9 protein-coding genes and 1 pseudogene are annotated in these 11,938 nt (G+C 38.7%); 7 read left to right on the plus strand and 3 right to left on the minus strand.

The window, feature by feature from the left end; all coding sequences use genetic code 11:
* Positions 1 to 22 precede the first annotated feature (22 nt).
* The 7 genes and pseudogenes from QF042_RS11745 (at position 23) to QF042_RS11775 (ending at position 10,127) form a co-directional block, all read left to right on the plus strand.
* Positions 23 to 1,651, plus strand: a complete 1,629-nt coding sequence (locus tag QF042_RS11745; RefSeq protein WP_307528499.1) for an acyl-CoA carboxylase subunit beta — start codon at positions 23 to 25, stop codon at positions 1,649 to 1,651.
* Between the two features lie 136 nt (positions 1,652 to 1,787).
* Complete coding sequence (locus QF042_RS11750) at positions 1,788 to 2,432, plus strand: hypothetical protein (protein ID WP_307528501.1); 645 nt, start codon at positions 1,788 to 1,790, stop codon at positions 2,430 to 2,432.
* A gap of 107 nt (positions 2,433 to 2,539) precedes the next feature.
* Positions 2,540 to 3,703 (plus strand): annotated as a pseudogene (locus tag QF042_RS11755) (dipeptidase).
* Positions 3,704 to 3,994: 291 nt separating this feature from the next.
* On the plus strand, positions 3,995 to 4,951 hold the full coding sequence (gene trxB, locus QF042_RS11760) for a thioredoxin-disulfide reductase (RefSeq protein ID WP_215128265.1): 957 nt from the start codon (positions 3,995 to 3,997) through the stop codon (positions 4,949 to 4,951).
* A gap of 1,812 nt (positions 4,952 to 6,763) precedes the next feature.
* The gene (locus QF042_RS11765) at positions 6,764 to 8,674 is read left to right on the plus strand and encodes a beta-N-acetylhexosaminidase (protein WP_307528504.1); all 1,911 of its coding nucleotides are present in this window, start codon (positions 6,764 to 6,766) and stop codon (positions 8,672 to 8,674) included.
* 58 nt (positions 8,675 to 8,732) lie between these two features.
* Positions 8,733 to 9,353, plus strand: coding sequence for a hypothetical protein (locus QF042_RS11770; RefSeq protein WP_307528506.1), 621 nt, complete (start codon positions 8,733 to 8,735; stop codon positions 9,351 to 9,353).
* A gap of 402 nt (positions 9,354 to 9,755) precedes the next feature.
* Positions 9,756 to 10,127, plus strand: a complete 372-nt coding sequence (locus tag QF042_RS11775) for a diacylglycerol kinase family protein (RefSeq protein WP_307528508.1) — start codon at positions 9,756 to 9,758, stop codon at positions 10,125 to 10,127.
* On the opposite strand, the gene QF042_RS11780 is transcribed toward QF042_RS11775, so the two are convergent.
* The 3 genes from QF042_RS11780 to QF042_RS11790 form a co-directional block, all read right to left on the minus strand.
* Positions 10,116 to 10,682, minus strand: a complete 567-nt coding sequence (locus QF042_RS11780) for a DUF922 domain-containing protein (RefSeq protein WP_307528510.1) — start codon at positions 10,680 to 10,682, stop codon at positions 10,116 to 10,118. The genes QF042_RS11775 and QF042_RS11780 overlap by 12 nt on opposite strands.
* Positions 10,683 to 10,800: 118 nt before the next feature.
* Positions 10,801 to 11,400, minus strand: coding sequence for a hypothetical protein (locus QF042_RS11785; RefSeq protein WP_307528512.1), 600 nt, complete (start codon positions 11,398 to 11,400; stop codon positions 10,801 to 10,803).
* Positions 11,387 to 11,884, minus strand: coding sequence for an RNA polymerase sigma factor (locus tag QF042_RS11790; protein WP_086546642.1), 498 nt, complete (start codon positions 11,882 to 11,884; stop codon positions 11,387 to 11,389). Before QF042_RS11790 ends, QF042_RS11785 begins: the two co-directional genes overlap by 14 nt.
* Positions 11,885 to 11,938: the final 54 nt, after the last annotated feature.

Genomic DNA, 11,938 nt, shown 5'->3' on the forward strand with positions numbered 1-11,938 from the left:
AAATTAAATTTAAATTGCCACCATGAATATCGAATTCAACAAAAACGAGGATGTAAATAAACAGTTGGTTTACGAGCTGAAAACCAGACTCAAAAAAATATACCTGGGTGGTGGCGAAAAAAACGCTGCAAAACAAAAAGAAAAAGGAAAACTGCTGGCGCGCGAGCGGATTGCTTATTTAATTGATAAAGATTCTAACTTTTTAGAAGTTGGAGCCTTTACTGCTGATGGAATGTACGCCGAACAAGGTGGATGCCCTTCGGCAGGAGTGGTGTGCGGTATAGGTTATGTAAGCGGAAGGCAATGTATGATTGTGGCCAATGATGCCACGGTAAAAGCTGGAGCCTGGTTCCCAATGACCGCGAAAAAGAACCTCCGTGCGCAAGAAATTGCCATGGAAAACCGCTTGCCGGTAATTTACCTGGTTGATAGTGCTGGTGTGTACCTCCCCATGCAGGATGAGATATTTCCTGATAAAGAACATTTTGGAAGGATGTTCCGTAACAATGCCATCATGTCGTCGGAAGGGATAGTGCAGATTTCTGCTATTATGGGTGCTTGTGTTGCTGGAGGAGCTTATTTGCCAATTATGAGCGATGAAGCGATGATTGTTGATAAAACGGGGTCCGTATTTTTAGCGGGTTCTTATCTGGTAAAATCGGCCATTGGCGAAGAAGTTGATAATGAAACCTTAGGTGGGGCCACTACGCATTGCGAAATCTCTGGTGTTACCGATTATAAGCATCCCAATGATCAGGCTTGTTTAGATAGCATCAGGAATATCATGAGTATGCTGGGGGCTCCTCAAAACGCAGGTTTCGATCGGATTAAACCTGCTAAGCCTAACGAAAAAGAAGAAGAACTGTACGGGATCCTCCCTGAAAACCGCGACAAACCATACGAAATAATGGATATCATTAACCGTTTGGTTGATCAATCTGAATTTGAAGAGTACAAAAAAGGTTACGGACAGAGCATTGTTTGTGGCTTAGGCCGCATTGATGGCTGGGCAGTTGGCATTGTGGCCAACCAGCGTAAAGTGGTGAAGTCGAAAAAAGGAGAGATGCAGTTTGGTGGTGTAATTTATTCTGATAGTGCAGATAAAGCTACCCGTTTTATTATGAACTGTAACCAGAAGAAAATCCCTCTGGTGTTTTTGCAGGATGTTACCGGTTTTATGGTGGGCAGCCGATCAGAACATGGTGGTATTATTAAAGATGGTGCTAAAATGGTTAATGCTGTGGCTAATTCTGTGGTGCCAAAATTTACCATTGTATTGGGCAATTCTTATGGTGCAGGCAATTATGCCATGTGCGGCAAGGCTTACGATCCGAGGTTGATTTATGCCTGGCCAACAGCTAAAATTGCGGTAATGGGTGGCTCACAGGCGGCAAAAACCCTGCTTCAGATTCAGGAAGCCTCTTTAAAAGCAAAAGGCGAGGTAATTACACCTGAAAAAGAAGCCGAACTGCTAAAAGAAATTACCGATAAATACGATAGTCAAACCACACCTTATTATGCCGCATCGCGGCTTTGGGTAGATGGTATTATCGATCCATTAGAGACGAGGAAGGTTATTTCGATGGGAATTGAAGCGGCCAATCAATCGCCGATTACCAGGAAGTTTAATGTTGGGATTATGCAAACATAAAGCTGCATTACCAGATATTTTAGCAATAGTAAGCTTAGGCAATAAAATGGTATAAAGCATTATCTGTTTGGAAGGAGAACCATCTTAGCTCCTTTGTATAAAAAAATAAATTAGTATCTTTGCATCTAAGCTTTCAATGAAAAATATTAAAGATGAATTACAAAATATCATTAATGGAGATGGATCAATTGGGCCAACAAGCAAACTTGAAAAAGTCCAAAATTTCCTTAGAACAAATGAGAAAGCAAGCTTCCGAACTGAAAAACAAAAGTATCTCAAAAGTGAAGAAACAATCTGCTTAACCGATTTTGCTTTTAAAGAAAAGCTGTTTTTTCTTGAAGAAATTTCTGAAGATAACTTTATCAGTGCAGGCGCTGAACAAAGGGTTTATCGTTATGATGATTTCCACATAATCAAAATCAACGATTCTATATTTTACGAGTATTGGCTTGATTATTTTAATAGCCTTCTTATCCACAATTATTTTTTTAGAGCAACAGCTTACATCTTTTTAGGTTTTAAATTTATTGATGATATACTTTGTGCTGTTGTTAAGCAAGAGTTTATTGTGGCTACAGAAATTACAGACTTAAATGTCGTAAAGCAATTTTTATCTTATAATGATTTTAATAATAGCCGGAACAATGATTATATTAATAGCAATTTAGGTGTTATTTTCGAAGATTTGCATGATGAAAATGTACTTTCAAGAAATGGAATTTTATATTTTATCGATACCATTTTTTATCTAACTGAGGGTTTTTATTCAAGTAAAATCTGATTATTATGATTTTTTTTGCTACCTAAGCTATCTTAGCACATCCGAGTTTTAGCAAAAAGTTCCTTTATTTCTTAGTGGTGGAAAAACAATTAATATTATCTTTAAACATGAAAAATATTTGCCTTTTTCTTAGTCTAATTGTTGTACAAATCAATCTTTTTGCCCAAAATTCGAATAAAATTCATCAAAATGCGATTGTGATTGATACCCACGGAGATATACTCTTCAATCAGATCAAATCGGGTATCGATATTGGCAAACTTCAGTCTAAAGGTAATTTCGATTTAGTGCGGGCTAAACAAGGTGGGTTGGATGTTCAATTTTTCTCCATTTGGTGCGATGAAACAGGTGGATATGCTTTAGCGAATCGGGAAATAGACTCACTTTATAGTTTGATCAAAAGATATCCTAATCAAATTCAATTGGTAATAACAGCGAAAGACTTAGAACAGGCTGTTAAACAACAAAAACTGGCTGCAATGATTGGCGTAGAAGGTGGGCACATGATTGAGAACCGATTAGATTATATTGATAGTTTAGCCAGGCGCGGAATGGCTTATCTTACTTTAACCTGGAACAACAGTACAGCATAGTCGAGTTCTGCGGCCGAAGAGACCTCGGGTAAGGTGAAACCTGAAAATGCGGGTTTAAGCGATTTTGGAAAACAAGTAGTTAAACGCTTGAACAAACTCGGCGTAATGGTTGATTTATCACATGTAGGCGAAAGAACATTTTATGATGCCATCAAAGTTTCAACTAAGCCTGTAATTGTTTCCCATAGCTGTGCTTATGCATTAAATCCAGTTCCGCGAAATTTAAAAGATGATCAGATTAAAGCTGTCGGCAAAAATGGTGGGGTAGTCTGTATTAATTTCTACAGCGGTTTCTTAGACTCTACTTTCAGCACCAGGCAAAAAGCTTTCTTTGCAAAATATGATAGCGAGCTTAAAACATTGAGCACTAAATATGGCAGGAGCAATGCAATAGATACCTTAATTTATAACCATCAGGCGGATGCTGATGCTACACGGCCGGCAATATCGCTATTGGTTAAACACATTAATCATGTAGTGAAATTAATTGGCGTTGATCATGTTGGCTTGGGTGCAGATTTTGATGGTGCCGAATCTTTTCCTTTAGGGATGAACAGCGTAGCCGATTATCCCAAAATTACCGACGAATTAATAAAAAACGGATACTCGGAAAGCGACATTAAGAAAATCCTGGGAGGTAATGTAATCCGGTTGATCAGAGAAAACAAAGGAGGGTGATTTTTGTACTGTTGGCTGTTACCATCTGGCAGTTATATTGTGCGGTCAGATGTTACCATCTTACTGGTAAAAAAATCATCACACATATACGTAATCAGTATCAGATGGTAACATCTGACACCACAAGTATCATCCTGAAGCATCTAATGTGCCTGAGCACTAAGCGCCAAACGCCATGCACTTTGCGCTCCACTGTTAATAAGTAAACTATGTTGACAATGTGCACTTGCCAGCAAATATTTAAAGCATTAAATTTGCGCTACGATTAATGAATTTCAAACACACAATATAATGTCACAAGAAAACGAACACGTTCAGTGTTTAATTATAGGTTCGGGTCCTGCAGGTTATACTGCTGCAATTTATGCTGCCAGAGCTGATTTAAAACCAATTATGTATACTGGTATGCAAGCTGGCGGACAGCTTACACAGACTACAGATGTAGAAAATTTTCCAGGCTATCCACAAGGAATTATGGGACCAGAAATGATGGAAGATTTCCGCAAGCAAGCCGAGCGTTTTGGTACCGATATCCGTTTTGGTTATGTAAGTTCCGTAGATTTCTCTTCAACACCACATAAAGTAGTGGTTGATGAAATTAAAACCATTACAGCTGATACCGTAATTATTGCTACTGGAGCAACAGCTAAATGGTTAGGTTTGCCAAGTGAGCAACAATACAATGGTTTTGGTGTTTCGGCCTGTGCCGTGTGCGATGGTTTCTTTTTTAAAGGACAGGATGTTGCCATTGTAGGCGCTGGAGATACTGCAGCTGAAGAAGCAACTTATTTAGCAAAACTTTGTAAAACTGTGCACTTATTGGTGCGTAGAGACGAGTTCAGGGCTTCTAAAACTATGGTTAGCCGTGTATTGGCAACACCAAATATTGTGGTGCATTACAACACCGAAACACAAGAAATTTTAGGTAACGGCAAAAATGTAACTGCCGTTAAAGTTTTAAATAACAAAACAGGTGTTGAGTCTGATATCGCAGTAGAAGGTTTCTTTGTGGCTATCGGTCACAAGCCGAATACTGATATTTTTAAAGGTCAGTTGGATATGGATGAAACTGGTTATTTAGCTACCAAACCAGGTTCTACTTTAACCAATATCGAAGGCGTTTTTGCCTGTGGCGATGTGCAGGATATGTATTACAGGCAAGCGGTAACTGCTGCAGGCTCTGGATGTATGGCTGCGCTTGATGCCGAAAGGTACTTGGCTGCTAAAGAACATCCAGTAGAAGCTTAAAAATAATTTCAAAAATATTTTGAAGAAGAGAAATCAGTAATGGTTTCTCTTTTTTTTGTTAAAATCGTCATCTCGACTGGAACGCAGTGGAATGGAGAGATCTATCAGAAGGAGTTCTAAGAGACGGCTTCTCTTTTTTGATTGATGTTTTTTGGAGAGCAATTGCAGTTGCTCTTTTTATTGTCAGTCCTGCTTTACATTTCAAGTCCGCTCCCGATGAAAAATCGGGATTGCGGGCTTTCCATTGCAATCAGGTCTAAATTACTTGGTTTTCTGCTACTATTTAAGTTGAATAACGTGATGCCTAGAATACTTCTTTTGCGCTTTGCAACCCCAAATAGTTAAACAGGCTGTGCTGTCTAAACCCGATCAAAGCGGGATGCCGATATTTCCATCGGCAGAAGCGGGAGCGGGACTGTCATCAACCAAATGCTTCTGTACCTGATTTCCAAAAAAAGTAGTCGTCATCTCGACTGAAACGCAGTGGAATGGAGAGATCTATCAGAAGGAGTTCTAAGAGATGAGTTCTCTTTTTTGATTGATGTTTTTTGGAGAGCAATTGCAGTTGCTCTTTTTATTGTCAGTCCTGCTTTACATTTCAAGTCCGCTCCCAATGAAAAATCGGGATTGCGGGCTTTCCATTGCAATCAGGTCTAAATACTTGGTTTTCTGCTACTATTGAGGGTTGAATAGCGTGTTGCTTGGAAATTATTCTGCGCTTGTAACCCAAGATAGTTAAACAGGCTGTGCTACCTAAACCCGATCGAAGCGGGATGCCGATATTTCCATCGGCAGAAGCGGGAGCGGGACTGGCATCAACCAAATGCTTCTGTACCTGATTTCCAAAAAAAAGTAGTCGTCATCGACCGGAACGCAGTGGAATGGAGAGATCTATCAGAAGGAGTTCTAAGAGACGGTTTCTCTTTTTTGTGATTGATGTTCTTTGGACAGCAATTGCAGTTGCTCTTTTTATTGTCAGTCCTGCTTTACATTTCAAGTCCGCTCCCGATGAAAAATCGGGATTTCCATTGCAATCAGGTCTAAATACTTGGTTTTCTGCTACTATTGAGGGTTGAATAGCGTGTTGCTTGGAAATTATTCTGCGCTTTGCAACCCAAAATAGTTAACAGGCTGTGCTACCTAAACCCGATCGAAGCGGGATGCCGATATTTCCATCGGCAGAAGCGGGAGCGGGATTGTCATCAACCAAATGCTTCTGTACCTGATTTCCAAAAAAAAGTAATCGTCATCTCGACTGGAACGCAGTGGAATGGAGAGATCTATCAGAAGGAGTTCTAAGAGACGGTTTTTCTTTTTTGTGATTGATGTTTTTTGGAGAGCAATTACAGTTGCTCTTTTTATTGTCAGTCCTGCTTTACATTTCAAGTCCGCACTCGTACCTCGCTTGCGGGCTTTCCATTGCAATCAGGTCCAAATACTTGGTTTTCTACTACTATTTAAGGTTGAATAGCGTGTTGCTTGGAAATTATTTTGCGCTTTGCAACCCCAAATAGTTAAACAGGCCGTGCTGCCTAAACCCGATCGAAGCGGGATGCCGATATTTCCATCAGCAGAAGCGGGAGCGGGATTGTCATCAACCAAATGCTTTTGTACCTGATTTCCAAAAAATACTAATGTTTCCCTCATAAATACATTATCAAAAAACCGCCTTATAATTAATGTTTAGATTTATGTGTGTTATGTAGTGCAGTCAAACGGTTGATCTTGATTGTAACAAGAATGTGGGATTTATAATATCTCCATAATCTCTATCTTGGTTCAAATAATCAAAATAGCTATAAAAACTACAACATGAACAAAGCATTATCGATTTTTATTGGAGTATTAATCAGCACAAGTGCATTTGCGCAGAGTGATCCCAACCTGGGTATCATACCTGCACCGGCAGCCATTACCAGGGCAAACGGAATTTTCGTATTAGATAAAACCACAGTTTTAGTAAATCAAAGCATCGACGGCGCAAAAATGTCTGATTTATTAAATGCTTTTATCGTTACCAAAGCGGGTTTTGCGTTAAGAGAAACTAAAATCCCCCAACCTAACCAAAAGGCTATTATTTTAACATCTGTTGGAGCAGATCAATTGCCTGCCGAAGGTTATACCATTAAAGTTACACCGAAACAAATTGTTTTAACCGGAAAAGGTGCAGGTCTGTTTTACGCCGTTCAATCGGCTATGCAAATGATGCCAGATAAAGTTGCCGATAAAATCACCATTCCAGCAGTTAATATTAATGATTATCCACGTTTTGCTTATCGCGGAACGATGTTGGATGTAAGCCGTCATTTCTTCCCGATTTCTTTTATCAAAAAGTACATCGATCAGTTGGCTTATTATAAAATCAATACTTTCCACTGGCATTTAACTGATGACCAGGGCTGGAGATTGGAGATTAAAAAATACCCAAAACTGGTAGAAATCGGTTCTTCACGTAATGGATCGATTATTGGTAATTATCCGGGTAACGGCAATTATCTTACACCAGTTAAAGGTTATTATACGCAGGAAGAAGCCAAAGATATTGTTAAATATGCAGCTGCTAAATACATCACTGTAATACCAGAAATTGAATTGCCCGGACATGCTTCTGCTGCAATTGCTGCTTATCCTGAATTAAGCTGTTTTCCTGACCGTGATACTTTTATCAGCGATAAAACACCATGGGCAGGTAGCAGAAAAGGTAAACAGGTACAACAAACCTGGGGCGTTTTTGATGATATTTTTGTACCATCAGCAAATACTTTTACTTTCTTAGAAAATATTTTAGATGAGGTTATTGCTATTTTCCCTTCAAAATATATTCATATTGGTGGCGATGAGGCACCTAAAACCTACTGGAAAGAATCTACTTTTTGTCAGAACCTGATGAAAGAGAAAGGCCTTAAAGATGAGCATGAATTACAAAGCTATTTTATTCAGACTATAGAAAAACACGTTAATGCAAAAGGACGTTCGATTATTGGCTGGGATGAGATTTTAGAAGGTGGTTTAGCACCAAATGCAACTGTAATGAGCTGGAGAGGTGAAGAAGGTGGAATAGCTGCAGCACAACAAAAACACGATGTTATTATGACACCTGGTTCTATGGGTTTATATATCGACCATAAACAATCTAATTCTCCTGATGAGCCGGTAACCATTGGTGGATTTGCTCCTTATCAAAAGATTTATGCTTACGATCCCATTCCGAAAGTGTTAACCGCTGATGAGCGAAAATACATTAAAGGCGTACAGGCAAATATGTGGTCGGAGTATATTAAAACAACTGCAAAAGCAGAAAATCATGCTTTCCCACGTTTATTGGCTTTAGCAGAAATTGCATGGTCGCCGGTTGAGCGTAAAGATTTAAAGAATTTTTCTGAACAACGTTTGCCAGCACATTTAGCCCGTTTAGATAAAATGAATGTGAATTTCTGGGTACCAACACCTATTGGTCAGAGCGATAAACCTTTAACCGGAGGAGAATTTACGATTGATTTAAAGGCACCAGTTACCGGAGCTAAAATTTATTATACCATTGATTTGGCCCGTCCATCAGAAAATGCATTTTTATATACCACTCCGGTTAAGATCACCGTTCCACAGGGAGAAAAAAGAGTGTTAAAAACCATTGTAATTGCACCAAGCGGTAGAAGAAGTGTAGTTACCGAAACTGTTTTAAATAACGGCGCACCTGAAGTTAAAGCGGAAGCAAAGAAATAAAAATTGTTGCTTTGCTAGGCTAAAATACTTAATTTGGGGCAACCAAAACGCCCTAAGAATGAAATTACAAAAATATACACTACAGTATCTCTTGTTAATCACAGGGATGCTGTTTTGTTTTGCATGCACAGAAGAAAAACCGAAAGAAATTAAGACAGAAACCGTAAAAGTGCAGAAAAATCCCTTCCATTTTTATAAAGATATAGAAGTAAAACCCGGATTAAATTTCGAAATTGTAAGCTGGGGAAAAGGGGCCGATTCTATAGGAGGTTATCAGATTCTGATGTCTGATTCAGTTCGCAACAATTACCGGTCTGCTGCCGTAGATCGTAAAGGTGTTATCATCGATGCCTGGAATATGGATTTAGACAATGATGGAAATCCTGAATTGTATATTCAGCTCTTAAGCAAAAAAACAGTTTCGGATTTAAATGTTTTTGAATACGCAGGTGGCGATTTCAATAAAATCAGTTTCCCTTCGTTAAGTGCCAATCAAAAGAAAGGTTATACGGGTAACGATAATTTTTTTATTAAAAATGGCGACCTGTTCCGCTCTTTCCCTGTAAAAGATGCTGTGGATAGCACTAAAACAATTACAAAGACCTATCAATATAAATTAAGCGGGAATAGTTTTTCTACCAGTGAGGTAAAGCCTGGAGAGGAGAAAGGTAAGAGCTGAAAGACTAAAGGTGAAAGGCCAAAGGCATAGCGCGTGTTGCGTAAGGCGAGCAATCATTTTTTAAAGGATCGTCATGCTGAACTTGTTTCAGCATCTGCCTATTTAGATATAGATCCTGAACTAAATTCAGGATGACGGATCTTAGTTATATCCACTTCAACGGTCGTCATGCTAAGGTTGGTTTTTGATAAAAACATTAGGGCGGGATGACACCTACATATTGTCATTCCCAACTTGATTGGGAACTACGAAGTGCTCATCGAAGATAATCGCAATGCCCTGGTAGGGTTTGTACGTTGCATTAAGATTCCCGCCTGCGCGGGAAAGACGATTGCCCTTTGCAAATCCGTCATCCTGAGCGTAGTCGAAGGATCTTTCATGCTATTAACCATTATGTTAACAATGAACAACGAAAAATTTTCTATCATCGATCGGATCAAGAGCTTTAAATATGCTTTTAATGGGCTAAGACTGTTCTTTGTTAACGATCATAATGGTAGGGTTCATCTGTTTGCCGCAGTAATAGCCATTGGTTTATCTTTTTACCTAAACATCTCTGCCTTAGAATGGATTGCTATTCTGTCCGTTATTTCTGCTGTTTTTGTAGCCGAAATTTTAAACTCTGCTATCGAAAAACTGGCCGATGTGGTTTCTCCAGATTATCACCCTAAAATTAAAGTCGTAAAAGATTTGGCTGCTGCTGCGGTTTTGGTGGCTGTGTTTCTTGCGGTAGCGGTTGGCCTTATGGTCTTTATTCCAAAACTATTTTTGTAATTCGGCCATAGCAGTCCTCGATTCTTCAATCTTATCCTGGATAATGCCATCCCAGCGGGCCTGCATTTTATGGTTGCTACCATGCTCGGTTTCTTCATCATAGTTACGTTGCATGGTATCGAAATATTCGCTGATCTGATTGGCTAGCTCAGATATTTGAGCTTTATAGTTGCTTACCGAATAGTTTCTGTTTTTCAATACCCTTTCGGCTTCTAAAAGCAAAATATATTGAATATCCGCATGTCCTTGCTCGTGGTGTAAAAGACTGGTCCTGATTTCGGGGTCTTTAATTTTATCCCACTTTACCCATGATCTGGTTTTATCTATACTCACATCGTTTTTAAGCTTAATGGCTACCCGGTTACGGTAAACAGTGCTTTCATAGCTATACCTCCATGTCATGGCAGTTAAGGCAAAAAACGGCGAGCGCATATCCGCTTTACCTTTAAAGTGTGTTTCCCAATTCAGCTGAACCGGTTGGGTGAAATCTTGTTTAAAAGCAAAAGTGCAGGGCAGTGCAAGCAAAAATAAGAAGAGAATCAATCGTGTTTTCACTTGTATAATTTTAGTTTCAACGGTGATGAAGCGATCATGATTTTTTATTCCATTGTTGATGGGTAAATCATGATGGTTTCATGTGTTGATTTTTACAATGAAAAAACCGTGCCTAAAATTACTCCGTAACAGAAATCTGTCCGCTAATGCGCTCAAATTTTTCTATTAGTAAAGCAATGCGTTCTTTTTCCCTGCTCATTACCGCCTTTCGTAATATTGTGGAGCAGAATAGTATCCATGAAAAAGTTAATACAATTGCAGCTACTTTTTGAGGCATGCTCAAATAGGTTAAAATTTCGATGAAATAAAATATAATTCCGAGTGATAATGCAATGGCGTAAAACCAATATAGTGAGTTGTAAAGTTTGAAGCGGTTTAATTGATACGTCTTTAAGTTATTCAGGTATTCGTGTGGATGTGCGGTAGCATCATTTTTTGCAATCAAACGGTGATCGCGATATAGGATAAGTGTATATACCCCAATAGCAACAATGGTAATGCTAATGCCAACATGGGTGGTCCATGATTCGAAATGCATAAATATCCATAATGAGGCAATAGCAATAAAGGATGCCAGCATTCCAAAAATATTTAAAGCAGATTTTAGCTTTAATCCATTTACTTCTTTCTTCGCTTGTTGCAACATCTCATCAGCAGAAACTTTAACTTCTACCTCGTGCTTTTGCCACAACTCCTGTATTTGATCAAACGCTTGCATACTGGCTATATAGTTCTGTTAATTTTTGTTTAATTCGGTGAATTTTTACCCTTAAATTGCCTTCGCTTATTCCTGATATATCGGCAATCTCGTGGTATGGTAACTCATCAAGTACCATCGTAATAATCAAACGGTCATTCTCTTCGAGCTTCGATATACATTTATAAAGTAGGGCAACCTGTTCATTTTTCTCTGAAAACTCTTCTACCTTATTTTCTATAATGTTATCTGTTAATTCATCTTTTGCCTGTCTTTTTTCTGATCTCAAATAGGTTAAACAGGTATTTACTGCAATTCTATAAATCCACGTAGAAATTAAAGATTTGTTCCTGAACTTATCCAGATTTTGCCAAACCTTTAAAAATGTTTCCTGTAAAAGATCATTTGCAGCGTCGGTATCGCCAGTATAACCATAACATAAATGGAATATCTTTTTGGAATTTGAATCGAAGATCTCTTTAAATAGCTTGTCTTTTTGTTCCATTTAGGGGTTTATAGTTGCGTTTTAGATGATGATGTACGTTTTTTGTTACAGCAG

Source organism: Pedobacter sp. W3I1 (assembly GCF_030816015.1).
GTDB lineage: Bacteria > Bacteroidota > Bacteroidia > Sphingobacteriales > Sphingobacteriaceae > Pedobacter.